Genomic DNA, 24,981 nt, shown 5'->3' on the forward strand with positions numbered 1-24,981 from the left:
CCGCCATGCGACCGACCGCACCGACACCCCGCACCAGCCGCAGAGGACTGCTCTTCGGGACCGCCGCCGTCGGCGCCGGGGCCTTCCTCGCCGGCTGCACGAGCAACGAGCCGAAGGACGAGAAGACCGCCGCCGGGGACAAGCCCGCCGACGACAGGCCCGGCAAGCACGTCACCATCGGCTTCGCCGGTCCGCAGGCCGACCACGGCTGGCTCAACGCCATCAACGAGAACGCCAAGCGCCGCGCCGGCACCTACTCGGACGTCACCCTGGAGATCACCGAGGGCTCCAACGACACCGCCGCGCAGATCGGGCAGATCGAGACCCTCATCAACAAGAAGGTCGACGTCCTGGTGGTCCTGCCCGCCGACGGCAAGGCCCTCACCCAGGTCGGCCTGAAGGCGATGCGCGCCGGCATCCCGGTCGTCAACCTCGACCGGGTCTTCAACACCCCGCAGGCGTACCGCTGCTGGATCGGCGGCGACAACTACGGCATGGGCCTCAACGCCGGCCACTACATCGGCGAGAAGCTCAAGGACACCCCGGACGCCCGGGTCGTGGAACTGGCCGGCCTGGACAACCTGGAGCTGACCAAGCAGCGCACCAAGGGCTTCGACGACGCCCTGAAGAACTACCCCAACATCCGCAAGGTGGCCCGCCAGGCAGCCGACTTCACCGTCGAGTCGGGCCAGGCCAAGATGGCGCAACTCCTGCAGGCGCAGCGGAAGTTCGACGCGCTGTGGAACCACGACGACGACCAGGGCGTGGGCGCGCTGCGTGCCGTGGAGCAGGCGGGCCGGGACGGTTTCCTCATGGTCGGCGGCGCCGGGGCGCTCTCCGCGTTCCAGGCCATCAAGCGGGACGACGGCGTGCTGAAGGCGACCGTCCTCTACCCGCCCACCATGTCCGCCTCCGCCATCGACCTCGCCCGCGCCCTCGGCCAGGGCAAGGGGGTCGGCGGCATGGCCGAGTACGAGATCCCGGCCTCCGTCACGCTCTACTCCGCCGTCGTCGACAAGGACAACGTCGACCGGTACATGCCCACCGGCTTCCGGTGACGGGCCCTCTGCCCCACCACCCGTACGAGGACGAGGAGAGGACCCACCGCATGGCACAGCCGCAGAGTTCCGCAGGGGAGGGGACCGGCGCGGACGGCACCCGTCCGGGCCTGGAGGGCAAGCCGCCGTTGCGCATCGGGATGGTCGGGTACGCCTTCATGGGTGCCGCCCACTCCCAGGGCTGGCGCACGGCGGGCCGCGTCTTCGACCTGCCCCGCGAACCGGTCCTGTCCGTGCTGTGCGGCCGGGACGGCGCGGCCGTGCGCGCCGCCGCCGAGCGCCACGGCTGGGCCGGCACCGAGACCGACTGGCGTGCGCTGATCGCCCGCGACGACGTCGACCTCGTCGACATCTGCACGCCCGGTGACAGCCATGCCGAGATCGCGCTCGCCGCTCTCGCGGCCGGCAAGCACGTGCTGTGCGAGAAGCCGCTGGCCAACACCGTCGAGGAGGCGGAGGCGATGACGGCTGCGGCGGAAGAGGCCTACCGACACGGCCAGTTGGCCATGGTCGGCTTCAACTACCGCCGTGTGCCCGCCATCGCGCTCGCCCGGCGCATGATCACCGAGGGGCGGCTCGGGACCCTGCGGCACGTGCGGGTGAGCTATCTCCAGGACTGGCTGGTGGACCCGGAGTTCCCGCTGACCTGGCGGCTGCGCAAGGAGGCGGCCGGCTCCGGCGCGCTCGGGGACCTGGGGGCGCATGTCATCGACGTGGCCCAGTACCTGGCGGGGGAGAGGCTCGCCGGGGTGTCCGCGCTCACCGAGACCTTCGTACGCGAGCGGCCCCTGCCCGCGGGCGGTCCCGGGCAGGTCACCGTGGACGACGCGGCCGTGTTCACGGGCCGGTTCACCTCCGGGGCGCTGGCCTCCTTCGAGGCGACGCGGTACGCCACCGGGCGCAAGAACGCCCTGCGCATCGAGCTGAACGGGGAACGGGGCTCCCTCACCTTCGACCTGGAGCGGCTCAACGAGCTCTCCTTCCACGACGGCACCGAACCCGGTGCGCACGCCGGGTTCCGCCGCATCCTGGTGACCGAGCCCGATCACCCCTACCTGGACGCCTGGTGGCCGCCGGGTCACGGCCTCGGCTACGAGCACACCTTCGTCCACCAGGCCCGCGACCTCGTGCACGCCATCGCCGAGGGCCGCAGGCCGGTCCCCTCGTTCGCCGACGGGCTCGAGGTGCAGCGCGTGCTGGCCGCGGTCGAGGAGAGCGCGGCGAAGAACTCCGTCTACACCCCGATCGCGTTCTGAGGAGGCCCGAGCGATGCCGCGTACCTTCACCCTGTTCACCGGCCAGTGGGCCGACCTCCCGCTGGAGGAAGTCTGCCGCCTGGCACGTGACTTCGGTTACGACGGACTCGAACTCGCCTGCTGGGGGGATCACTTCGAGGTCGACAAGGCGCTCGCCGATCCCGGCTACGTGGCATCCCGGCACGCCCTGCTCGACAAGTACGGCCTGAAGTGCTGGGCGATCTCCAACCACCTGGTCGGCCAGGCGGTGTGCGACGCCATCATCGACGAACGCCACCAGGCGATCCTGCCCGCCCGGATCTGGGGCGACGGCGACGCCGAGGGCGTACGGCAGCGGGCCGCCGCCGAGATCGCGGACACCGCCCGGGCGGCCGCCGCCTTCGGCGTGGACACGGTCGTCGGCTTCACCGGCTCCGCCATCTGGCACCTCGTCGCCATGTTCCCGCCCGCTCCGGAAGCGATGATCGAGCGGGGCTACGAGGACTTCGCCGAGCGCTGGAACCCGATCCTGGACGTCTTCGACGCCGAGGGCGTGCGGTTCGCGCACGAGGTCCACCCCAGCGAGATCGCCTACGACTACTGGACGACACGGCGCGCCCTCGAAGCCGTCGGGCACCGGCCCGCGTTCGGCCTGAACTTCGACCCCTCCCACTTCGTGTGGCAGGACCTGGACCCGGTCGGCTTCCTGTGGGACTTCCGGGACCGGATCTACCACGTGGACTGCAAGGAGGCCCGCAAACGCCTGGACGGCCGCAACGGCCGGCTCGGCTCCCACCTGCCCTGGGGCGACCCGCGCCGTGGCTGGGACTTCGTCTCGGCCGGGCACGGTGACGTCCCCTGGGAGGACGTGTTCCGGATGCTGGCCTCGATCGGCTACCAGGGCCCCGTCTCCGTCGAGTGGGAGGACGCCGGCATGGACCGGCTCCAGGGCGCCCCCGAGGCACTGACCCGCCTGAAGGCGTACGACTTCGACCCGCCGTCGGCCTCGTTCGACGCGGCGTTCGGCCACTGACCCCTCGCCGGGGTGACGGCGCACCCCGGCGCACCCCCACCCGCCCCGTACAACTGGCTTCTTCTGGAGGCATTCGTGCACGGGAACGACCGCCCCACCGGTACCCCCACCCGGCCGCCACGGCTGCGCACGGCCCTGGCCCTGTTCTGCGGAGCGCTGCTCATCGGCGCCACTCCCGCCCTCACCGCCCCCGACGCGGCCGCCGCGGGCCGCGGAGACACGGCGGCCGCCGAGGACTTCCAGCAGGTCACCCTCGCCCGAGGCGAGGCGGAGGTCGGTGAGCCCATGAGCCTCGCCGTCCTGCCCGACCGCTCGGTCCTGCACACCGCACGCGACGGCGAACTCCGCCTCACCGACGCCACCGGCACCACCCGGAGTGCGGGCAGACTCGCCGTGTACTCCCACGACGAGGAGGGCCTCCAAGGCGTCGGGGTGGACCCGCACTTCACCGACAACCGGTTCGTCTACCTCTACTACGCGCCACCGATGGACACCCCGCCCGGTGACGCCCCCGAGACCGGCACCGCCGCCGACTTCGCCCCGTTCGACGGCGTGAACCGGCTCTCCCGCTTCGTCCTGAAGACCGACGGCACCCTGGACACCGCCAGCGAGAAGAAGATCCTGGAGGTGCCGACCTCGCGCGGCATCTGCTGCCACGTCGGCGGGGACATCGACTTCGACAAGGACGGCAACCTCTACCTGTCGACCGGCGACGACTCCAACCCCTTCCAGTCCGACGGCTTCACCCCCATCGACGAACGGGCCGACCGCAACCCGGCCTTCGACGCCCAGCGCACCGCCGGCAACACCAACGACCTGCGCGGCAAGATCCTGCGGATCAAGGTGAACGCCGACGGCTCCTACGCCGTCCCCGACGGCAACCTCTTCGCGCCCGGCACCGCCAGGACCCGCCCCGAGATCTACGCGATGGGCTTCCGCAACCCGTTCCGCTTCAGCGTCGACCGCGAGACGGGCGTCCTCTACGTCGGCGACTACGGCCCCGACGCCGGCACCGCCGACCCGGCCCGCGGCCCCGGCGGCCAGGTGGAGTTCGCCCGGGTGACCGGCCCAGGCAACTTCGGCTGGCCCTACTGCACCGGCAAGAACGACGCCTACGTCGACTACGACTTCGCCACCAAGACCTCCGGCGCCGCCTTCGACTGCGCCGCCCCGAAGAACGACTCGCCCCACAACACGGGCCTGACCGAACTCCCCCCGGCGCAGTCGGCCTGGCTGCCCTACGACGGCGCGTCCGTACCGGAGTTCGGCGACGGCTCCGAGTCCCCGATGGGCGGTCCCGTCTACCACTACGACCCCGCGCTGGACTCCCCGGTGAAGTTCCCCGAGGCGTACGACGGCAACTTCTTCGCCGGTGAGTTCGGCCGCCGCTGGATCAAGCGCATCGACACCGGTGCCGACGGCGCGGTGCGGTCGATCAACGCCTTCCCCTGGACCGGCACCCAGGTGATGGACATGGCCTTCGGCCCCGACGGCGCGCTGTACGTCCTGGACTACGGCACCGCCTGGTTCGGCGGCGACGAGAACTCCGCCCTGTACCGGATCGAGAACGCCACCGACGGCCACTCGCCGGTCGCCATGGCCGCCGCCGACAAGACGTCCGGGCAGGCCGCGCTGAAGGTCCGCTTCTCCTCGGCCGGCACCACCGACCAGGACGGCGACACCCTCACCCACCGCTGGGACTTCGGCGACGGCACCAGCTCCACCGCCGCCAACCCCTCCCACACCTACCGCCAGAACGGCACCTACACCGCGACCCTGACCGCCAAGGACCCCTCCGGCCGCACCGGCAGCGCCGCCGTGCGCATCGTCGTCGGCAACACCGCCCCCACGGTGACGCTCCAACTGCCACAGGACGGACAGTTGTTCAGCTTCGGTGACGCCGTCCCGTTCACGGTGAAGGTCACCGACCCCGAGGACGGCCAGAACATCGACTGCTCCAAGGTCACCGTCCACTTCATCCTCGGCCACGACACCCACGGCCACCCGCTGACCTCCGCCAAGGGCTGCTCGGGCACCATCCAGACCAGCGCGGACGGCGGACACGACGAGAACGAGGACATCTTCGGCGTGTTCGACGCCGAGTACACCGACACCGGAGGCGGCGGGCAGGCCCCGCTCACCTCCCACGACCAGAACGTCACCCAGCCCCGGCACCGCCAGGCCGAGCACTTCACCGCCTCCGCGGGCGTCACCCTCCAGTCCAAGGACACCGCCCACGGCGGCAAGACCGTCGGCGACATCCACACCGGCGACTGGATCTCGTTCAGCCCCTACGCGCTGGGCAACGCCAAGAAGATCACCGCGCGCGTCTCCTCCGGCGGCCTCGGCGGAACCCTGGAGATCCGCGCCGGATCGGCCACGGGCACCCTCCTCGGCAAGGCCACCGTGCCGGTGACCGGCGGCTGGGAGACCTTCCAGGACGTGAGCGCGAACCTGTCCGGCGCACCCAAGGCCACGACCACGCTCTACCTGGTCTTCAGGGGCGGCGGCACCCGCGCCCTCTACGACGTGGACGACTTCACCTTCACCACCGGCTGAGCGGAGGGCACCCCATGCGCACCACGCACCTGCTCACCACCGTCGCCGTCGGAGCCGCGCTCCTGCTCGGCTGCGTCACCGGCCCCGCCGCCGCCCGCCCCGCGCAGAGCGGCCGGGTCCTGGTCTTCTCCAAGACCGCCGGCTTCCGCCACGACTCCATCCCGGACGGCGTAGCGGCCGTCCGACAGCTCGGCGGCACCGACGGCCTCACGGTCGACGCCACCGAGGACGCGGGCGCCTTCACCACCCGCAACCTGCGCCGCTACGACGCCGTCGTCTTCCTCTCCACCACCGGCGACGTCCTGAACCCCGCCCAGCAGCGCGCCTTCGAGGGCTACATCCGCCAGGGCGGCGGCTACGTCGGCGTCCACGCGGCCGCCGACACCGAGTACGACTGGCCGTTCTACGGCGGTCTCGCCGGGGCCTACTTCGCCTCGCACCCGGCGATCCAGCCCGCCACGGTCGTGGTCGAGGACCACGCCCACCCGGCCACCGCCGGCCTGCCGGGCCGGTGGGAGCGCACCGACGAGTGGTACAACTACCGCTCCGACCCCCGCGAACGCGCCCACGTGCTGGCGTCGCTGGACGAGTCCACGTACTCCGGCGGCACGATGAACGGCGACCACCCGATCGCCTGGTGCCAGGAGTACCAGGGCGGCCGCGCCTTCTACACCGGCGGTGGTCACACCAGGGAGTCCTTCGCCGACCCCGCCTTCCGCGCCCACCTGCTGGGCGGCCTCCGCTGGGCGACCGGCGCCGTCCAGGCCGACTGCCGCCCGGAGAGCGGCTACCGGCCCCTCTTCGACGGCAGCGCCGCCTCCCTGGAGGGCTGGCGGCAGGCGGGGCCGGGCTCCTTCACCCTGGCCGACGACGGCACACTGACCTCGTCGGGCGGCATGGGCCTGCTCTGGAACACCGCCTCCGGCCTCTCCTCGTACTCCCTGAAGCTCGACTGGAAGATCACCGGGGACGGCAACTCGGGCGTGTTCGTGGGCTTCCCGCCCTCGGACGACCCCTGGTCGGCCGTGGACAACGGCTACGAGGTCCAGATCGACGCCACCGACGTCCCGGAGAAGACCACCGGCTCCGTGTACGGCTTCCAGTCCGCCGACCTGGCCGCACGGGACCGCGCGCTGAACCCGCCGGGGGAGTGGAACACCTACGAGATCCGCGTCGAGGGCGAACGCCTGCGCATCTGGCTCAACGGCGTCCCGGTCAACGACTTCACGAACACCGACCCGGCCCGCAGCCTGCGCGACGGCCACATCGGCATCCAGAACCACGGTGCCGACGACCGTGTGTCCTTCCGCGACATCCGGATCAAGGAACTGCCGGTGAGCGGGCGCTGAACCGGCGGCGGGCGGGAGACGCCGTACTCCCGCCCGCCGTCTTCCGGGGTGTCGTGCGGTCCACCGGCGCCGCAGGTGCCCGCCGCGCCCGACCGCAGCCCGGAAACGGCCGGTCCGCCCGCCGTCCGGTGCCCGTCCCGTACGCCCACAAGGAGGCCGATCATGTCTACGTCCCCTTCCTCAGGCCCCGCCGGGGTGTGGCTCATCGGCGCCCGAGGCTCGGTGGCGACCACCGTCGTCGCGGGCTGCGCCGCGATGTCCGCCGGCCTGCATCCGCCCACCGGCATGCTCACGGAGACCGCCCTCTTCACGGGCTGCGGCCTGCCAAGCCTGTCGTCGCTGGTCTTCGGGGGCCACGACACGCTCGACTGCCCCCTGCCGAAACGGGCCGAGGAACTCGCGGCCGGCGGTGTCCTGCCACCGGGCCTTCCCGCGGCCGTCGCGGCCGAACTCACCGCCGCCGACAGCGAGATCGTTCCCGGCGGCCCGCTCCGGCACGACGAGCGTGACGAGCGGGAACTGATCGAGGCGTTCGCGGCCGACATCCGCGACTTCACCGCCCGCCGCGCCCCGGCCGGGACGGTGGTCGTCAACGTGGCCTCCACCGAGCCCGCCGCCGACGGCGGCACCCTCCCGCCCAGCTCCCTCTACGCGGCGGCCGCCCTGCGCGCCGGCTGCCCCTACGTCAACTTCACCCCGTCCACCGGACTCCACCACCCGTCCCTGGCCGCCGCCGCGGCGCGGAGCGGACTGCCGTACGCGGGCCGGGACGGCAAGACGGGCCAGACCCTGCTGCGTTCCGTGCTCGGCCCGATGTTCGCGCAGCGCGCCCTCGCGGTACGGGCCTGGTCGGGCACCAACCTGCTCGGCGGCGGAGACGGCGCCGCACTGGCCGACCCGGCCGCGGCCGCCGCCAAGAACGCGGGCAAGGAACGGGTCCTGGCCGACACCCTCGGCACGCCGGTCGAGGGGCAGGTGCACATCGACGACGTGCCCGCCCTCGGTGACTGGAAGACCGCCTGGGACCACATCGCCTTCGACGGCTTCCTCGGCACCCGCATGATCCTGCAGACCATCTGGCAGGGCTGCGACTCGGCCCTGGCCGCCCCGCTGGTGCTCGACCTGGCCCGGCTGACGCTCCGCGCCCGCGAGGCGGGCCTGTCCGGCCCGCTGGGCGAGCTGGGCTTCTACTTCAAGGACCCGCTGGGCGACGGACCGTCGTCCCTGAGCGAGCAGTACACGGCCCTCACCGACCTGGCCACCCGCCTTCGCGCGACCGACGCCCACGCGGGGGGAGGCGCGGTGACGGGGTCCGGTGCCGGGGGAGCCACGGCGACCGATCCGACCGCAGGGGGTACCGGCGGAGAGCGCCCGGCTGTATCCGAACCCCCGCACCCGGGCCGCCTCCCCAGCCGGAGCAAGGGAAGCCGGGCCTTCGCCTGGGCCGAACTCCTGCGCCTGCCGGCCCTGTTCACCGTCCCGGGGGACGTCCTGGCCGGCGCCGCCACGGTCCCCGGCCGCCCCGGCGCCCGCACGCTGTGCGCCATCGGCTCCTCCCTCTGCCTGTACGAGGCCGGTATGGCCCTCAACGACTGGGCCGACCGCGCCGAGGACGCCGCCGAACGCCCCCACCGCCCTCTGCCCTCGGGCCGTGTCCGCCCGGCCGCCGCGTTCACCGCCGCCTGCGCCCTGACCGCCACCGGCCTGGCGCTCGCCGCACGGGCCGGCCGCCCCGCGCTCGCCGTCGCAGCACCCCTGGCCGCGACCGTGTGGGCGTATGACCTCGGCCTCAAACGCACCCCGGCGGGGCCCGTCGCGATGGCGGCTGCCCGCTCGCTCGACCTCCTGCTCGGCGCCGCCGCCGGCTCGGGCCGCGTCCGGCCCGCGCTCTCCTCCGCCGCCCTCCTCGGCACCCACACCCTCGCCCTCACCACGGTCTCCCGCCACGAGACGCAGGGCGGCTCCCCTCTCACCCCCCTGACCGCGCTCCTCACCACCGGCGCCCTGACCCACCTCCTGACCCGGACCAAGAGTCCGACCGGGCCGGACGCCACCGTTCCCACCCTGACCGCCGGCCATGCCCTGCGCGTGGCCGGGGCGCTCGCCTACGCCGCCACCGCCGCCCGCCCCTACTTCCACGCGGCCCTCAACCCCTCACCCCCGCTCACCCAGAAAGCCGTCGGCGGCGGCATCCGCGCCACCATCCCGCTCCAGGCCGCGCTCTGCGCCCGCTCCGGCGCCCCGGTCAGCGCGCTGATCACCGCGGCACTGTCCCCTCTGGCCGCACGGTTCGCGAAGAAGGTGAGCGTGACATGACGCCCAGCACGGCCCCCCTCACCACCGGGCCCGAGGTGCCGACCGCCCCCGGCACCCTCCGCTTCGGCTACGGCACCAACGGCCTGGCCGACCTCCGCCTGGACGACGCCCTCGCCCTGCTCGCCGACCTCGGCTACGACGGCGTGGGACTGACGCTCGACCACATGCACCTCGACCCGCTGGCCCCGGACCTCACCGCCCGCACCCGGCAGGTGGCCCGCCGACTGGCCGCACTCGGTCTCGAGGTCACCGTGGAGACGGGAGCCCGCTACGTCCTCGACCCGCGCCGCAAACACGGCCCCTCCCTCCTGGACCCCGATCCCGCCGACCGGGCCCGCCGCGCCGATCTGCTGATCCGGGCCGTGCGGGTCGCCTCCGAACTCGGTGCCCACGCCGTCCACTGCTTCAGCGGCACCCTCCCGCCCGGCGCGGACACGGAGACGGCCTGGGCCCGGCTGACCGAGACGCTCACCCCGGTCCTGGATGCCGCCACCGCCGCCGGCATCCCCCTCGCCGTCGAACCCGAACCAGGCCATCTCCTCGCCACCCTCGCCGACTTCCACCGCCTCCGCCGCGCCCTCGGTGACCCCACCCACCTCGGTCTCACCCTCGACATCGGGCACTGCCAGTGCCTCGAACCCCTTCCGCCCGCCGACTGCGTCCGCGCCGCCGCACCCTGGCTGCGTCACGTCCAGATCGAGGACATGCGCCGCGGGCGGCACGAACACCTGCCCCTCGGAGACGGCGACATCGACTTCCCGGCCGTCCTGGCGGCCCTGGCCTCCACCGGCTACCAGGGCCTCACCGTGGTCGAACTGCCCCGCCACTCCCACGCCGGCCCCCACTTCGCCGAAACCTCCCTGCCCTTCCTCAAGGCGGCGGCCCCCTTCGCACCCATGGAAGGGAGCACCGCATGACCCACCCCCACCCCTGTCCGGCACCCGACAGCGCTTCCCACGACGAGCGTCCGCCGGCACCGGACGACCTGCGGTCCCTCCTCACACCCCCCGCCCGGGACTGGCTGGACCGCGCCCTGACCGAAGCCGTCCGTACCGGCCCCCACGGCACCGCCTCCGCATGGGAGTTACGCCTGGCCGAGGCGGGACGCCGCTGCGGCTCCACCCACGCCGACACCGCCCGCGTCCTCATCCTCCACGCGGCCCGCCCCACACCGGCCGACCTCGCTCGCCTCTACCACCGGGGCACCGCCGACGAACGCCGCGCCGTCCTGCACGCCCTGCCCGGCCTCGTCCCAGGCCCCGATGCCCTCCCCCTCGTCGAGGACGCCCTGCGCGCCAACGACACCCGGCTCCTCGCAGCAGCCGTCGGCCCCTACACCGCCCGCCACCTGGAACCGCACCTGTGGCGGCACGCGATCCTGAAGTGCCTGTTCACCGGTGTGCCCGTCGCCCGGGTCGCCCAGCTCGCCGACCGCGCCCACGGCGACGCCGAACTCGCCCGCATGCTGGCCGACTTCGCCGCCGAACGCACCGCCGCGGGCCGTCCCGTCCCCGAGGACCTGCACCACGTCCTGGCCCTGACCGACCCCGCCGCCCCGCAGCACACCACCCCTGAGGGCGTCCCCCACGGCAAGGAGTCCTGATGCGCCTGTTCGACCCCCACATCCACATGACCTCGCGCACCACCGACGACTACGAGGCCATGCGCGACGCAGGTGTCCGCGCCGTGGTCGAACCCGCCTTCTGGCTCGGCCAGCCCCGCACCTCCACCGCCTCCTTCCTCGACTACTTCGACTCCCTCCTGGGCTGGGAGCCCTTCCGCGCCGCCCAGTACGGCATCGCCCACCACTGCACGATCGCCCTCAACCCCAAGGAGGCCAACGACCCCCGCTGCACCCCCGTCCTGGACGAACTGCCCCGCTATCTCGTCAAGGACGGCGTCGTGGCCGTAGGTGAGATCGGCTACGACTCGATGACCCCGGCCGAGGACACCGCGCTCGCCGCGCAGCTCCAGCTCGCCGCCGACCACGGCCTGCCCGCCCTCGTCCACACCCCCCACCGGGACAAGGCCGCCGGCCTGCGCCGCACCCTCGACGCAGTGCGGGAGTCCGCCCTCTCCCCGGAACGCGTCCTGCTCGACCACCTCAACGAGACCACCGTCAAGGAGGCCAAGGACAGCGGCTGCTGGCTCGGCTTCTCCGTCTACCCCGACACCAAGATGGACGAGGAACGCATGGTCGCCGTCCTGCGCGCCTACGGCCCCGAACAGGTCCTGGTCAACTCCGCCGCCGACTGGGGCAGAAGCGACCCGCTCAAGACCCGCAAGGTGGCCGACCTGATGCTGGCCGAGGGCTTCACCGAGGACGACGTCGACCGCGTCCTGTGGCGCAACCCCGTCGCCTTCTACGGCCTCAGCGGACGGCTGGAGCTGGACGTCGCCGCGACCGACGCCACCCACGAGGGCAACTCCATCCTCCGTGGCGCCCCCAAGGACACCGCCCCCGACGCCGTGCCGGCCGGACAGGAGTGACCCGTGCGCTTCCGCCACCCCGACGGCTCCCTCGTCCACCTCGCCTACTGCACCAACGTCCACCCCGCCGAGACCCTCGACGCCGTCGTCGCCCAACTGCGCGACCACTGCGAACCCGTCCGCCGCCGCCTGGGCCGTGACCGCCTCGGCATCGGACTCTGGCTCGCCAAGGACGCCGCCCTCGCCCTGGAGAACGACCCCTGCGCCCTCACCGCCCTGCGCACCGAGCTCGACCGGCGCGGCCTGGAGGTCGTCACCCTCAACGGCTTCCCCTACGAGGGCTTCGGCTCCCAGCAGGTCAAGTACCGCGTCTACACACCCGACTGGGCCGACCCGGAACGGCTGCGCCACACCACCGCCCTCGCCCGCATCCTCGCCGGCCTCCTGCCCGACGACATCCATGAGGGCAGCATCTCCACCCTGCCGCTCGCCTGGCGCACCACCGCCTCGCCCGATCGCATGGAGACGGCCCGCACCGCGCTGCGCACCCTCGGCGAGCGCCTCGACGCCCTCGCGGACCTGACCGGCCGCTCCCTGCGCATCGGCCTCGAACCCGAACCCGGCTGCGTCATCGAGACCACCGCGGACGCCCTCACCCCCCTCACCGACATCGCCCACCCCCGCATCGGCATCTGCGTCGACACCTGCCACCTCGCCACCTCCTTCGAAGATCCGCACACCGCCCTGGACGCCCTCGCCGACGCCGGTGTCCCCGTCGTCAAGTCCCAGCTCTCCGCCGCCCTGCACGCCGAGCACCCCCACCGCCCGGACGTCCGCGAGGCCCTCACCGCGTTCGCCGAGCCCCGGTTCCTGCACCAGACCCGCACCCTGACCGCCACCGGCCGCCACGGCACCGACGACCTCGGCGACGCCCTCCAGGACGGCACCCTGCCCGACACCGCACCCTGGCGCACGCACGTCCACGTCCCCCTGCACGCGGCCCCGGCCGCGCCCCTCACCTCCACCCTTCCCGTCCTCGCCACCGCACTGACCCGGCTCGTCGGTGGCCCGCACCCGCTCACCCGCCACCTGGAGGTCGAGACCTACACCTGGCACGCCCTCCCCGCCGAGCTGAGGCCACGCACCCGCGCCCAGCTCACCGACGGCATCGCCGCCGAACTCGCCCTGGCCCGCGACCTGCTCACCGACCTCGGCCTGAAGGAGCTGCCATGACCGGCCGACCGGCGGAGCCGCCCGAGTCAGCACCGGGCCGCCCCGTGCCGTTGCTCGTCATGGATGTCGTCGGTCTCACCCCGCGCATCCTGGAGCACATGCCCCGTCTGCGATCCCTGGCGGGCCAGGGATCGAGCGCCCACCTCGGCACCGTCCTGCCTGCCGTGACGTGCGCGGCCCAGTCCACGTTCCTCACCGGCACGATGCCTTCCGAGCACGGCATCGTCGGCAACGGCTGGTACTTCCGCGAACTGGGCGACGTCCTGCTCTGGCGCCAGCACAACGGCCTCGTGTCCGGGGACAGACTCTGGGACGCCGCACGCCGCGCCTACCCCGGCTACACCGTGGCCAACATCTGCTGGTGGTACGCCATGGGCGCCGACACCGACTTCACCGTCACCCCCCGCCCCGTCTACTACGCCGACGGCCGCAAGGAACCCGACTGCTACACCCGCCCACCCGAGCTGCACGACGAACTTACCGCGAAGTTCGGCACCTTCCCCCTCTTCCAGTTCTGGGGCCCGGGCGCGGGCCTCGCCTCCAGCCGCTGGATCATCGAGGCGACCCGCCACATCCAGCGCACCCGCCGACCCGACCTGACCCTCTGCTACCTCCCTCACCTCGACTACGACCTGCAGCGCTACGGACCCGACGACCCGCGCTCCCTGACCGCGGCCGCCGACCTGGACGCAGCCGTCGCCCCGCTCCTCGACGATGCCCGCGCCGAGGGCCGTACCGTCGTCGTGCTCTCCGAGTACGGCATCACGCGGGTCGACCGTCCCGTCGACATCAACCGGGTCCTGCGCCGCGCCGGGCTGCTCGAAGTGCACGAGCAGGACGGCATGGAGTACCTGGACCCGATGGCATCGCGGGCCTTCGCGGTCGCCGACCACCAGATCGCCCATGTCTACGTGCGGCGCCCCGAAGACCTCGAAGCCACCCGGACCGCCCTCGCCGGCCTGCCCGGCCTCGCCCAACTCCTGGACGACGAGGGCAAGAAGGCCCACCACCTCGACCACCCGCGCTCGGGTGAACTCGTCGCCCTGGCGGAGCCGGACTCCTGGTTCACGTACTACTACTGGCTGGACGACGCCCGAGCGCCCGACTTCGCACAGCTCGTGGAGATCCACCGCAAACCCGGCTACGACCCGGTCGAACTGTTCATGGACCCCCTCGACCCCTACGTCAAGGTCAGGGCGGCGACGGCACTGGCCCGCAAGAAGCTCGGCCTGCGCTACCGGATGGCGGTCGTGCCGCTGGACCCGTCACCTATTCGGGGCAGCCACGGCCGCCTTCCCGCGAGCGACGACGACGGTCCGCTCCTCATCTGCTCCACCCCCCGTGCGATCGGTGACCGTGTCGCGGCCACCGATGTGAAAGCACTCCTGCTCCGACTGGCCGGCCTCACCTGACGAATCCTCACCACACCTGTCCTGTGCGGCTGGTTCCCAGTGAAGCACTCACCACTGACAACGCCCTCCCACATCCTGGAGTTCCCCCATGAGCCGCATCTCGCACAATGACCCCGAACTGGTCCACCGCCTGACCAGGAGGGGCATGCTGGGCGTCGCCGCGGGCGCCACGGCCGCCGCGCTGCTGGGCGCCTCCGGCCCCGCCTCGGCCGCGACGACCTCTCCGGTGGCCGCCACCACCGGCCGGGGCCGCCCCGTCCTGCCCCCCGGCCGCCTGGGCATCCAGCTCTACAGCCTGCGCGACAAGGTCGGCACGCTCGGCTTCGCCCCCGTCTTCGCCGAACTGGAGAAGTACGGCTACGACGAGATCGAGTTCGCCGGCTACACCCAGGGCTCGGCCGGCCCCATCACTCTGGCCGCCCTCAAGCGCCTGGCCCGGGACCACGGCCTGACGCCGATCGGCAGCCACGTCGGCTACTACTCCGACGACCCCGGCGCTTACACCTTCGCCCAGAACCTCGACCGGGTCCTGGACGACGCCCAGGCCCTCGGACTCAAGCACATCGGCACGGCCTCAGGACCGTTCCGCTACGGCTCGACCGTCGACGCCTGGAAACGCGCCGCGGACGAGTTCAACGCCTACGGCGCCGCGGCCAGGGCGCGGGGCATGAAGTTCTACCAGCACAACCACTCCGACGAGTTCGCCTTCGCCGCCGACAATCCCAAGGTCCGCCTCTACGACGTCCTGCTGGCGGAAACCGACCCCGACCTCGTCCACCTGGAGATGGACATCTACTGGGCCTACGCCGGCCAGTTCCGCTTCTCCAAGCGTCCCGACGGCACCCCGGCCCCCTTCGACCCGCTGGACTACGTCCTCGCCCAGCCTCACCGCTACCCCCTCTTCCACGTCAAGGACGGCGTGAGCGACCCCACGAACGAGTTCGGCTACCGCATGACGGACGTCGGCGACGGCGACATCGACTACCAGCGCTTCATCTCCACCGTGACCCACCTGCGCGGCCAACGCCAGGCGCACCACTGGCAGACCGAGCACGACAACCCCACGGACTCCTTCTCGTTCGCCCGGCGCTCCAGCGCGTACCTGCACTCCCTGCGCGAGAAGTGCTGACCGGTCACGGCGAACCCCCGCTCGACAGGCAGGCCGGACCCGGTGTCCACCGGGTCCGGCCGACCGGCGCCCGGCCTGCGGGCCCGCTCTGCCGCCTCCGCTAGACCGGGATGCCGTCGACGATCCGGCTCAGGTGGTAGCCCGTTCCGTACCGGACGAGCCCGCGCAGTGTGTCGAGCGGATCGCAGGGGCGCGCCTGCCGCCGGTGGGGCTGGTGGGTGAAGGGAATGCCGGACCACGGGTTGTCGGGGTGGTGGTGGCTGCCGCGCGGGGCCTGGGGATCGGTCTCCCAGTACACCCAGGTGCTGTCGCGGTGCAGGCAGATGACCTGTCCCAGGTACCACGCGGCGTTCTGGAGGAACGGCCCCTCTCGGTCCCCGTCGAAATCGGCCAGAGTGCGATAACGGGTACGGACCTCTCGCTCCAGCCTGTCCAGGCCGGCGGGGGAGAAGTCCCACCCGCCGCCCTCGCCCGCATGCTCGGCCCCGGTCGTCCCCCGCGCCCATTCCCGGTGCGCGGCCTCCCGCTCGGCGAGCCAGTGCCGGAGCCGTGGAGGAGCCGGCTGGGGCCCGATCGGGTCCAGGGGCGAGTGTTCCTTGGCCGGCCGCCAGTCCGGACGGCTACGGCGCAGCCCGGTCACGGTGTCGGCGAGCTCACCGCACTCGCGGGCGAAGACCTCGCCGGACTCCTCGGCGAGGGCGACATCGACGAGGGTGGTCAGGGACAGGGCGGGCAGGCCGAGGGCGGGGTCGGGGCGGACGACGGGGTCGCCGTCGGCGCCGCCGGTTCCGGGGTCGATGTCCCACCGGCCGCCGCACACGTCCATGAGCACCTCGCCCAGGTAGGGGAGGACGGCGCGGTGGAAGTCGCCGTCGGACCCCGCTTCGAGCAGTGCCGCCTCCAGCGCGGGCAGGGAGGCGGGGGTGTAGTCGAAGGGGAAGTCGTCGGGCAGGTGCACCTGTTCGAGCCGTGCCGCCAGGACCTGCATGTCGTCCAGCCACCGGTCGAGGAGCTCTTCGTGGGTGGGGGAGGCGGGAGTCGGGGTCATGGCCGAAAAGCCTAGGCCGCGCAGTGCTTCAGGTGCCAACTCCCCTTGAAGATGGTGTGGTTGTTGTGCGACACGCCTGTGCTGCCGCTGTGCGTGACAGTGCGCCAGGGCTAGGGTGCCGGGCGGGACGGTGGCGTCGACGGGGGCCTGCCACCGCCCGCTCGACCTCTCATCGCCCTTTCGCGCCCGCTGTCCGCGTGCGTGGAGGGGCTCGTATCCGCGCCCCCTTTCGAGGGACACACCATGGATTCTGCGATACGGGTACGCGGCCGGTCCTGGCCGCGTGCCGCGGCCGTCGTGCTCGGCGCGACCCTGCTGGCAGCCGGCCCGGTGCCCGGCCTGCACGGCGACGCCGACGCGGCGCCGCCGAAGCCGATGCTGGGCCGCTGCATGGACAAGTACGGCACCAGCCCGACACCGCCGCCCGCGTACAGACTGCCCGGGTACAAGCCGGCCGGGCCGAACCAGTGGAAGTCACCGAACGCCGAGGACCGCTTCTACTCCTACGACAACCTCGCCAAGGGCTTCGAAGCACTCACCGATCCCGGCCTGATCGATCTCCCCGAGGGCGACAGCCCCAAGAGCTATCCCTGGGGGAGCGCGGAGAACGCGGTGGCGACCTGGAAGGAGAAGCAGGCCGGCAGCAAGCCGTACGCGGGCTCCTTCAACGAGTGGCTGAACAACGTCTACTCCCGCAACGAAGGCAACAACAGGCGGGGCAACGCCTTCGAGTCCGAGGTCGTGAAGTACCTGGACCTCGGCGGCGTCGACTGGATCTGCCAGAAGAACCTCCGCGACCTGAACCCCACCCTGCACAAGGAGCTCGAACGGGCCCTGGGCAAGGACGTGATGAAGGACGGCCGGGTCTTCGACGCGGTCAACCAGCGCACCCGCACCGTCTACGAGATCAAGTCCGGTGTCGGCTACGACGCCCGCCAGCTCAAGATCGACGCCGAACTCGTGCGCCGGGGCTGGAAGGTCGTCTACATCAACGGGCAGGAGCCCGACGCGAAGACGGTGCAGAAGTACGACGCCGCCAAGGTGAAGTACTACCGGCACGCCGCCACACCGAATCCGCGGTTCACCGTCGGCACGTACACGCCCCGCGACACCCAGCTCATGACGCCGGACCCCAACCGGCCCTCCTTCGGTTCCGGCGCCGACATGGCGCGCAGGTCCGCTGCCACCCCCGAGGACGCCCGGCGTCAGATCGAGCGGGCCCGGGGGCTGATCAGCCAGCCCGGCAACAGCCTGCGGGCACCCGGCGGTGTCGACTTCTCCACCCTGGACATCTCCTACATCGGGCAGACCGACACCGGGAACCTGTCCTACGCCTTCAGCGCCAAGAACGCCGACGAGGAAGCCGCGCCCGGCTACGGCGGCAAGGACCGCGCCCAGCTCATCTCGGACGCCTTCTTCACCTGGCTCGCCCTCACCCCGGATCACTTCTGGGTCAACCTCAACCCAGACGACCCGGACACCATCATGAAGGCGCCGTTCGACAAGACCGACGCCGGGCGGGTGCTGCTCGAGGCCGACATGGAGATGAAGCGCGACTTCGGCCGCGCCGAGGACCCCAAGACGGACGCCGGGAAGCGGTTCTGGGACGGGATCACGCGGGTCGACGGCAAGCCCTGCATGGGCTCCACCCGCAACTGGATCGTCCCGATGAAGGCCCAGGTCCGTATCGAGAAGGACGGCGCCTACATCCTCGACGCCCCGCTCGAGGTCAAGACGGTCGCCCAGGAGTACAGCACCCCCGGTCCGGGCGGCGGCATGCCGTGCACCCTGACCAAGGAGCAGACCGCCCACAACATGGACGTCTACCGGCAGACCCTGCTGCCGGTGGTGCAGAAGCAGGTCAACGAGGCACCCAAGTACGCCGATCTGCGCCGGGTCTACAAGGCCCGCATCGCCGCCGAGTACGTCCGCCAGACCGTCACGGCCGACCCCAAGGCGTTCGGCGGTTCCTTCAACAAGATCATCGACAGCAACCGGGTCACCCGCTGGCCGCTGCGCGGGAAGAACGCCGACTGGGACAAGAAGACCGTCTGGCAGGAGATGAAGCGCTCCTACACGGAGGGCGACTTCAAGTACGAGATCCCGGTCGACGGACAGGTCTGGGTCTACACCGTCGGCGGAGTGGACCTCACCAAGCAGCCGCAGGAGAAGGTGAGCAAGGCCCGCTTCGTGGCCGAGAAGCCCAACCTGCCCTCGGTGACGAAGGGTTCGCGCAACGAGGCCCTCGGCTACCAGGCCACCGGCACCACGGTGATGGGCGGCGACAACAGCGGCCGCCGCGGCGGCACCCCCGGTCCCTCGCCCACCCCCACGCCGACGCACAGCCCGACCGGCAAGCCCACCGCCGCGCCGAGCACCCCGGCCCCCACCCGGAGCCCGGCACCGGCCCCGTCCGGAAACGGGGGCCACAACCCGCCCCCCACCACCGGAGGTGACCAGGGCGGCAGCATGGCCGACACCGGCACCCAGGCACTGACCCTCGCCGGAATCACCGCCGCCCTCCTCGCGGTCGGCACGATCCTGGTCCGCGCCAAGCGCAGGCGTACCGGGAACTGACCCCTACGGACGAACGGCCCCCGCGCACCGGTCCACCGGTGTGCGGGGGCCGTCGCACACACCCACGCGGCACGACGGGCGTGCCGCACCGGACTACCGGGAGTCGTGCAACGGGCCGTCGGCCTGCGCCACCGGAACACCTCGGTGCTCCGGCCGGCCGAGGGCCGTGGTGCGGAGGGGGAACGCGACGAGCAGCGCGACCGCGACGAGGAGTCCGCTCGCCCAGAGCGGCCCGAGGTTCCCGGCCGTGGTGCCGAGAGTGGTCGCGGCGACGAGGGGGCCGATGGCGGCGCCGACGTTGAGCGCCGCCGTCGCGTACGAGCCGGCCATGGTGGGGGCTCCCGCGGCCTCGTAGAGGACCCGCGTGATCAGTGTGCTGCCGAGTGCGAACGACAGCGCGCCCTGGACGAGGACGAGGGTGAGCAGGGCGACCGGTTCGTCGGCCAGCACCGCCAGGGCCGGCCAGCCGAAGAGCAGCAGCGGCCCGCCGGCCGCGATGACGAGGCCAGGACGCTGGTCGGACAGACGGCCGGCGACGGTGACGCCCACGAAGGAACCGGCACCGAAGAGCACCAGAGCGACCGAGATCCACAACTCGCCCAGCCCGGCGGTGCCGGTCACGACGGGCGCGAGGAAGGTGAAGCTGCCGAACGTCGCCGCGTTGACCAGCGCGCCGACCAGCATCACCACGATCAACCGCGGCTTCGCGAGCCTGGCCAGCTCGGCGCGCAAGGCCGGGCTGCCGGTCGCTCCGTCCGCATCACGTCCCGCCGGGATCGCCTTCAGGATGCCGAGCGCCGCGGGCAGGCAGAGGGCGGCGACGGCCCAGAAGGTGGCCCGCCAGCCGAGCAACGTGCCGAGTACCGACCCGCCGGGGACACCGGCGATCGTGGCCACGGTCGTGCCCGACAACAGCACGGCCAGCGCGCGTCCCTTCTTGTCGGCCGGGACCAGCGTGGCGGCAGCCGTCAGGGCGACGGCGAGGAAACCCGCGTTCGCGAGCGCCGCGACGACTCGTGTGGCGAACAGGACGGGGAAGCTCGTGGTGACGGCGCCCACGGCGTGCGCTGCCGCGAAGGCGACGGTGAACCCGAGCAGGCTGGACCGCTTGGGCCAGTCGCGGGCGAGAGCGGCCATGAGAGGGGCGCCGACCACCATGCCGATCGCGAAGGCCGAGGTGAGAACGCCTGCTGTGCCGACCGTGACGCCGAGATCCGGGGCGATGTCCGGCAAGAGGCCGGCGAGCATGAACTCCGAGGTGCTCATGGCGAAGACAGCCACGGCAAGCAGGTACAGCGGGAGAGACATCGAGTGGCTCCGAGGTGAGGAGAGATACGAGAAGGTCATCTCGCCACCGCGGCCGGCCCCCGTCGCACACTCGTCCCACCGCGGAACGCGGCGCGACGACGGGGCTACGAACTCAGTGGTTCAGGGGGCTGACGGCGTGACCGAAAGCCCCCACCTCGTCCGACTCAGGACTCGACATGGCCCGCACGCTACCCGACCGACGCCCGCCGGGGCACCTCGTTTCGCCGGTATCTCCTCCGGCCCGCCCCTGCGTCCGTACGGTGAAAGTACGCGATCCGTACGGTTGATGGGATAGGTTGCTGGTCAGGAGGTCCCATGTCCGAGTTGTTCGACGCGGTCGACGCGCTGGTCGCATCCCGCTCTCCGCTGCCGTCGGCCGAGGAGCGTAAGCGGCTGCGCACCGCGCACGGCCTGACGCTCGACGAAGTCGCCGGCGCGCTGAAGGTGCGGCGGGCGACGGTGTCGGGATGGGAGTCGGCCAAGAAGCCGACCGAGCCACGTGGTCCGGAGCGCGAGGCTTACGCACGGCTGCTGCGGCAGTTGGCGGAGCTCTACCCGGCCCCGGAGGAGCCGGCCCCGGAGGAGCCGGCCGCTGAGGAGCCGGCCGCTGAGGAGCCGGCCGCTGAGGAGCCTGCCACGTACACCAGCGTGCCCGACCCGGTGGAAGCGCGGACCGCGCCCGCGCCTGAGGCCGAGAACGCCCGGCCCGCAGCCGCCATCCCCGCCACGGCGACCTCGTCGCGCCCGGCCCGCGTCATCAGGCCGATGTCGTCGGCGTCGGGCAGTCCGGCCGCGGCGAAGCCGGCCCCGTCCGCGACTCCGGCAGGCGACACCGACCCGCGGTTCGAGAACGGTCCGCTGGCGGTCGTCGACGTCGAGGACGGGAAGGTGCTGGCGTACTGCACCGGCGGCCTCGTCCTGGATGTGCCGGCCAAGTCGGTCCCAGCGCTGGTGGACTGGACGCTCAGGGAGGCGAAGCTCGGGCAGCCGAAGCTCTCCGGCCCGGGCAAGGACGCCGACCCGCTGCTCGTACTCACCGAAGCCGCGTGCGAGCGCTACGGCCTCCCGACGACCCTCACGGAGGAGGAGCGGCTCGCCGGCCGCCTTCCGGAAGGCCACAAGGTCGTCAAGCAGTTGACCCGCGCCGAGTGGAAGCTGACCAAGCGCGGCTTCGGGCCGTGGGCGCGGATCTACCGCCCGGCGCAGGGTGCGGAGCGGGCCTGCGTCCAGTTGTGCATCCCGTCGTGGCACGCGCTCGACACCCGGCACTGGGGCGCGGCCGGGCAGCTTCCGCCGGCGGAACTCGCTCGTGTGCTGGGCGTGTACGCGACCCGGGTGATGACGCCGCGCGGATCGACCGCCGTGACCGGCCTGGAGCTGATGGCCGCGCTGCACCCGGCGACCCGCGCCTCCGAGCCGGACGCCGACGGCAGACGGTACTCCGAGCACAACCCCGGCTCCCTGGGCAAGGACCCGGTCGACCCCGCGCCGTGCGAGGCCCCCGACGGTCACCCGCTCCTCAAGGACCTGCCCCGCTTCCATGTGCGCGGACCGGCGGAGAAGCTGTTCGAGGAGGCGTACGACTGGGCGCGGCCGATGACCGATGCCGAGTGCACCCTGCGCCACCTGGTCGGGATCGACGTGAACATGGCCTTCGCGGCCGGCGCCAACGGCCTGACGGTCGGCCTGGGCGTGCCCACGCACGTCAGGGCGCCGGTGTTCGATCCGAAGCTGCCCGGCAGTTGGCTGGTCGACCTCTCCCACGTCGACCTGTCGAAGGTGAAGGTCGGCAAGGAGTGGACGGACCTGGACGGCAGCCTGCTGCCCTCCCCGTTCACGCCGAAGGGCGAGCGCCCCGAGGGTCCGGCCTGGTACGCGACGCCCACCGTGGCCTACGCCGTGGAACTCGGCTACGAGGTGCGCCCGGTGGAGGCGTGGGTGCGGCGGGAGAACGGCCGTTACCTGGACGGCTGGTACAACCGGCTGCGCGACGCCTACCTCGCCACGATGGCCGACCTCGGCGTCACCGCCGACCTGTTGCCCGCCGACTTCCTGACGGCGATGGACGGCTACAAGGACCGCGACCCGGAGCTGGGACTCGTCGTCTCGGCGGTCAAGGCGACGGTGAAGGGCGGCCTGGGCAAGCTCCGCGAGCGCCCTCGCGGCGAGGGCTGGCGGCCCGGCGAGCCGTGGCGCGCCCTGTCCCGCCCGACCTGGCGGCCGGACATCCGGGCGGCGGTCATCTCCCGTACCCGGATCAACCTGCACCGCAAGATCGTCAAGCACGCGGCGTTCACCGGGCAGTACCCGGTCGCGATCCTCTCCGACTGCGTCGTCTACGCGGCGGGCGGTGAGAGCCCGCTGGACTTCCTGCCCTACCGGGAGGGCAAGCCCCTGCCCGGCGGCTTCAAGCTCGGCATCAACCCCGGCCTCGTCAAGCACGAGGGCACCCAGTCGGTCCTGTGGGGCGAGGAGGTCCGTGAGCGTTTCGACGCCCCGGAGCTCAACCTCGCCCGGTACATCAAGGACGGCACCGTCACCGATGCCGACAACGGCGAGTAGGGGAGCAGGCAGGCGATGAGCATGTTCGGGGACGGCCTGGACGCCGCGGTACAGAAGGCGTTCACCCGCCCGGCGCCCAAGAGCGCGGGCGCCCAGATGCGCTACCTGGTCAAGAAGATGAAGGGCACCAGGGCGGTCGCGCAGATGCTGCGGATCTCCCAGCGCACCGTCGAGCGGTACGTGAAGGACCAGATCAAGAAGCCCCGCCCCGACCTCGCCGCACGCCTGGAACGCGAGGTGAAGAAGCGGTGGCAGCCGCAGATCCGGGCCAGGGCCCGCGAGAGGGCGGCCACGACCGGCGGCATCGTCATCGACACTCGCGCCCGCATGGGCTACACCGCACCGATCGGGACGACGGACGAGTCCCGCATCCGCCACCTGACCGTCGCCCTGCCCCCGCAGTACGCCGCCCGCCTCTTCGAGGCCCAGGAGACCGGCGCCGGCGACCGCGAGCTCAAGGAGATCGCCGCGGAAGCGCTCAGGGAGGTCTATTTCCAGGACGGCGGCCGCCGCGCCGGCAGCCTGGAGGAGGTGCGGTTCACGGACGTGGAGCACTTGGAGTTCGAGCTGTGACGAGGTAGCAGCGTGACGAGCCGGAGCCTGCTCGCGCCCTGACCGCCGCCGGGCGCGGCCGCCAGGAGTCGGAGACATGGGTGCCGCGACGACGCACGCGCAGCGGCACCCCCACAGGATTGCGTGCGCGGCTATAAGGCGTTTGCAATTAGCCCGCGCATGCAATTAATGTCGGGCCGTACCGCGCACACCGGGACACCCTCCCCGTGCCGCCGTCCGCGTGGCGGAGCACGCGCCGAGGGCATGCGCCCGGTGCTCACCGGCCTTGCGGGCCGCTGAGCACGGCTCCGACAGCAGTAAGAAGAGGTGCAGCACCCATGACCATCCCGAACGTCACCCTCAACAACGGCGTCCAGATGCCGCAGCTCGGCTTCGGCGTCTTCCAGGTTCCCGACGACGAGACCGCCGCCGCCGTCGGCCACGCCCTGCGGGCCGGCTACCGGAGCATCGACACGGCCGCGATCTACGGCAACGAGCGCGGAACGGGCCGCGCGATCGCCGAGTCCGGGATCGCCCGCGACGAGCTGTTCGTGACCACCAAGCTGTGGAACGACGACCAGGGCCACGACAGCACCCTCGCCGCCTTCGACGCCTCCCTGGACAAGCTCGGCCTCGACCACGTCGACCTGTACCTCGTGCACTGGCCCACCCCGGCCCGTGACCGCTACCTCGACACCTGGCGCGCCCTGGAGCGGATCCTCGAGCAGGGCCGCGCCCGCGCCATCGGCGTCTCCAACTTCCAGGTGCCCCACCTGCGCCGCCTCATGGACCACACGGGCATCGTCCCGGCCGTCAACCAGATCGAGCTGCACCCCGCGCTCCAGCAGGCCGAACTGCGCGCCTTCCACGCCGAGCACGGCATCGCCACCGAGGCGTGGAGCCCGCTGGCGCAGGGCGCTGTCCTCGGCGACGAGGCGATCGTCGCGGCCGCCCGGCGGCACGGGGTCAGCCCCGCCCAGGTGGTGATCCGCTGGCACCTGCAGACCGGCAACGTCGTGATCCCGAAGTCCGTCACGCCCGAGCGCATCCAGCAGAACCTCGACGTGTTCGGCTTCCGGCTGTCCGACGACGAACTCGACGCCATCGCCGCCCTCGACCGCGGCCTGCGCACGGGCCCGGACCCCGACACCCTCAACTGACCCGGAGCCGTGGTCCCCTC

Annotated in this window: 18 protein-coding genes and 1 pseudogene; 17 read left to right on the forward strand and 2 right to left on the reverse strand. The window is 72.3% G+C overall.

All coding sequences use genetic code 11. The features are described from left to right. The first annotated feature begins 5 nt into the window (after positions 1 to 5). From HEK131_RS14800 to HEK131_RS14860, 13 genes and pseudogenes are all read left to right on the forward strand, one after another. Complete coding sequence (locus HEK131_RS14800; protein WP_244335601.1) at positions 6 to 1,058, forward strand: substrate-binding domain-containing protein; 1,053 nt, start codon at positions 6 to 8, stop codon at positions 1,056 to 1,058. A 50-nt stretch (positions 1,059 to 1,108) separates the two neighbouring features. Further along, the gene (locus HEK131_RS14805; RefSeq protein ID WP_244335604.1) at positions 1,109 to 2,314 is read left to right on the forward strand and encodes a Gfo/Idh/MocA family protein; all 1,206 of its coding nucleotides are present in this window, start codon (positions 1,109 to 1,111) and stop codon (positions 2,312 to 2,314) included. A 13-nt stretch (positions 2,315 to 2,327) separates the two neighbouring features. Then, positions 2,328 to 3,326, forward strand: coding sequence for a sugar phosphate isomerase/epimerase family protein (locus HEK131_RS14810; RefSeq protein ID WP_244335606.1), 999 nt, complete (start codon positions 2,328 to 2,330; stop codon positions 3,324 to 3,326). A gap of 75 nt (positions 3,327 to 3,401) precedes the next feature. Then, positions 3,402 to 5,885 carry a PQQ-dependent sugar dehydrogenase gene (locus HEK131_RS14815; protein WP_244335610.1) on the forward strand — a complete coding sequence of 828 codons (2,484 nt, stop codon included), beginning with the start codon at positions 3,402 to 3,404 and terminating at the stop codon, positions 5,883 to 5,885. Between the two features lie 14 nt (positions 5,886 to 5,899). After that, the gene (locus tag HEK131_RS14820) at positions 5,900 to 7,234 is read left to right on the forward strand and encodes a ThuA domain-containing protein (protein WP_244335612.1); all 1,335 of its coding nucleotides are present in this window, start codon (positions 5,900 to 5,902) and stop codon (positions 7,232 to 7,234) included. Between the two features lie 162 nt (positions 7,235 to 7,396). Beyond that, a pseudogene (locus HEK131_RS14825) lies at positions 7,397 to 8,557 on the forward strand (inositol-3-phosphate synthase); the annotation flags it as partial. Beyond that, positions 8,537 to 9,550 (forward strand): SCO3242 family prenyltransferase, encoded by a 1,014-nt coding sequence (locus HEK131_RS14830; RefSeq protein WP_244452022.1) that lies wholly within the window; start codon positions 8,537 to 8,539, stop codon positions 9,548 to 9,550. The pseudogene HEK131_RS14825 and the gene HEK131_RS14830, both read left to right, overlap by 21 nt. Next, positions 9,547 to 10,467, forward strand: a complete 921-nt coding sequence (locus tag HEK131_RS14835; protein ID WP_244335614.1) for a sugar phosphate isomerase/epimerase family protein — start codon at positions 9,547 to 9,549, stop codon at positions 10,465 to 10,467. Before HEK131_RS14830 ends, HEK131_RS14835 begins: the two co-directional genes overlap by 4 nt. Next, positions 10,464 to 11,153 carry an EboA domain-containing protein gene (locus HEK131_RS14840; RefSeq protein WP_244335616.1) on the forward strand — a complete coding sequence of 230 codons (690 nt, stop codon included), beginning with the start codon at positions 10,464 to 10,466 and terminating at the stop codon, positions 11,151 to 11,153. The genes HEK131_RS14835 and HEK131_RS14840 overlap by 4 nt, the downstream gene beginning before the upstream one ends. Then, the gene (locus HEK131_RS14845) at positions 11,153 to 12,040 is read left to right on the forward strand and encodes a TatD family hydrolase (RefSeq protein ID WP_244335618.1); all 888 of its coding nucleotides are present in this window, start codon (positions 11,153 to 11,155) and stop codon (positions 12,038 to 12,040) included. Before HEK131_RS14840 ends, HEK131_RS14845 begins: the two co-directional genes overlap by 1 nt. Before the next feature lie 3 nt (positions 12,041 to 12,043). After that, positions 12,044 to 13,213 carry a metabolite traffic protein EboE gene (eboE, locus tag HEK131_RS14850; RefSeq protein ID WP_244335621.1) on the forward strand — a complete coding sequence of 390 codons (1,170 nt, stop codon included), beginning with the start codon at positions 12,044 to 12,046 and terminating at the stop codon, positions 13,211 to 13,213. Further along, complete coding sequence (locus HEK131_RS14855) at positions 13,210 to 14,625, forward strand: nucleotide pyrophosphatase/phosphodiesterase family protein (protein WP_244335623.1); 1,416 nt, start codon at positions 13,210 to 13,212, stop codon at positions 14,623 to 14,625. Before eboE ends, HEK131_RS14855 begins: the two co-directional genes overlap by 4 nt. An 88-nt stretch (positions 14,626 to 14,713) precedes the next feature. Beyond that, entirely contained in the window at positions 14,714 to 15,754 is a 1,041-nt protein-coding gene (locus HEK131_RS14860; protein WP_244335625.1) for a sugar phosphate isomerase/epimerase family protein, read from the forward strand. Between the two features lie 100 nt (positions 15,755 to 15,854). On the opposite strand, the gene HEK131_RS14865 is transcribed toward HEK131_RS14860, so the two are convergent. Next, positions 15,855 to 16,802, reverse strand: coding sequence for a hypothetical protein (locus HEK131_RS14865; RefSeq protein WP_244335627.1), 948 nt, complete (start codon positions 16,800 to 16,802; stop codon positions 15,855 to 15,857). Positions 16,803 to 17,045: 243 nt separating this feature from the next. On the opposite strand from HEK131_RS14865, the gene HEK131_RS30140 reads away from it, so the two are divergent. Then, positions 17,046 to 19,379, forward strand: coding sequence for a hypothetical protein (locus HEK131_RS30140; protein WP_279614253.1), 2,334 nt, complete (start codon positions 17,046 to 17,048; stop codon positions 19,377 to 19,379). Between the two features lie 93 nt (positions 19,380 to 19,472). Here HEK131_RS30140 and HEK131_RS14875 read toward each other — a convergent pair whose 3' ends face one another. Beyond that, on the reverse strand, positions 19,473 to 20,687 hold the full coding sequence (locus HEK131_RS14875) for a Cmx/CmrA family chloramphenicol efflux MFS transporter (RefSeq protein ID WP_244335629.1): 1,215 nt from the start codon (positions 20,685 to 20,687) through the stop codon (positions 19,473 to 19,475). Positions 20,688 to 21,002: 315 nt separating this feature from the next. Between HEK131_RS14875 and tap the strand changes: the two genes are divergently transcribed. The 3 genes from tap to HEK131_RS14890 all read left to right on the forward strand — a co-directional run bounded on the left by tap (position 21,003) and on the right by HEK131_RS14890 (position 24,961). After that, a complete protein-coding gene (tap, locus tag HEK131_RS14880; RefSeq protein WP_244335631.1) occupies positions 21,003 to 23,249 on the forward strand; it encodes a telomere-associated protein Tap in 2,247 nt (748 codons plus the stop codon). A gap of 15 nt (positions 23,250 to 23,264) precedes the next feature. Beyond that, the gene (gene tpg, locus HEK131_RS14885) at positions 23,265 to 23,822 is read left to right on the forward strand and encodes a telomere-protecting terminal protein Tpg (RefSeq protein ID WP_244335633.1); all 558 of its coding nucleotides are present in this window, start codon (positions 23,265 to 23,267) and stop codon (positions 23,820 to 23,822) included. A 317-nt stretch (positions 23,823 to 24,139) separates the two neighbouring features. Continuing rightward, positions 24,140 to 24,961, forward strand: a complete 822-nt coding sequence (locus HEK131_RS14890; RefSeq protein WP_244335637.1) for an aldo/keto reductase — start codon at positions 24,140 to 24,142, stop codon at positions 24,959 to 24,961. Positions 24,962 to 24,981: the final 20 nt, after the last annotated feature.

The sequence above is a fragment of the Streptomyces seoulensis genome (assembly GCF_022846655.1).
In the GTDB taxonomy this organism is placed as follows: domain Bacteria; phylum Actinomycetota; class Actinomycetes; order Streptomycetales; family Streptomycetaceae; genus Streptomyces.

Excerpts from the sequence above, each read along its gene's own strand:
- HEK131_RS14805 (WP_244335604.1), top strand. The coding sequence starts at position 1,109 with ATGGCACAGCCGCAGAGTTCCGCAGGGGAGGGGACCGGCGCGGACGGC.
- HEK131_RS14835 (WP_244335614.1), top strand. The coding sequence starts at position 9,547 with ATGACGCCCAGCACGGCCCCCCTCACCACCGGGCCCGAGGTGCCGACC.
- HEK131_RS14800 (WP_244335601.1), top strand. The coding sequence starts at position 6 with ATGCGACCGACCGCACCGACACCCCGCACCAGCCGCAGAGGACTGCTC.
- tpg (WP_244335633.1), top strand. The coding sequence starts at position 23,265 with ATGAGCATGTTCGGGGACGGCCTGGACGCCGCGGTACAGAAGGCGTTC.
- HEK131_RS14890 (WP_244335637.1), top strand. The coding sequence starts at position 24,140 with ATGACCATCCCGAACGTCACCCTCAACAACGGCGTCCAGATGCCGCAG.
- HEK131_RS14875 (WP_244335629.1), bottom strand. The coding sequence starts at position 20,687 with ATGTCTCTCCCGCTGTACCTGCTTGCCGTGGCTGTCTTCGCCATGAGC.
- HEK131_RS30140 (WP_279614253.1), top strand. The coding sequence starts at position 17,046 with ATGGATTCTGCGATACGGGTACGCGGCCGGTCCTGGCCGCGTGCCGCG.
- HEK131_RS14840 (WP_244335616.1), top strand. The coding sequence starts at position 10,464 with ATGACCCACCCCCACCCCTGTCCGGCACCCGACAGCGCTTCCCACGAC.
- HEK131_RS14820 (WP_244335612.1), top strand. The coding sequence starts at position 5,900 with ATGCGCACCACGCACCTGCTCACCACCGTCGCCGTCGGAGCCGCGCTC.
- HEK131_RS14845 (WP_244335618.1), top strand. The coding sequence starts at position 11,153 with ATGCGCCTGTTCGACCCCCACATCCACATGACCTCGCGCACCACCGAC.
- HEK131_RS14860 (WP_244335625.1), top strand. The coding sequence starts at position 14,714 with ATGAGCCGCATCTCGCACAATGACCCCGAACTGGTCCACCGCCTGACC.
- HEK131_RS14865 (WP_244335627.1), bottom strand. The coding sequence starts at position 16,802 with ATGACCCCGACTCCCGCCTCCCCCACCCACGAAGAGCTCCTCGACCGG.
- tap (WP_244335631.1), top strand. The coding sequence starts at position 21,003 with ATGTCCGAGTTGTTCGACGCGGTCGACGCGCTGGTCGCATCCCGCTCT.
- HEK131_RS14855 (WP_244335623.1), top strand. The coding sequence starts at position 13,210 with ATGACCGGCCGACCGGCGGAGCCGCCCGAGTCAGCACCGGGCCGCCCC.
- HEK131_RS14810 (WP_244335606.1), top strand. The coding sequence starts at position 2,328 with ATGCCGCGTACCTTCACCCTGTTCACCGGCCAGTGGGCCGACCTCCCG.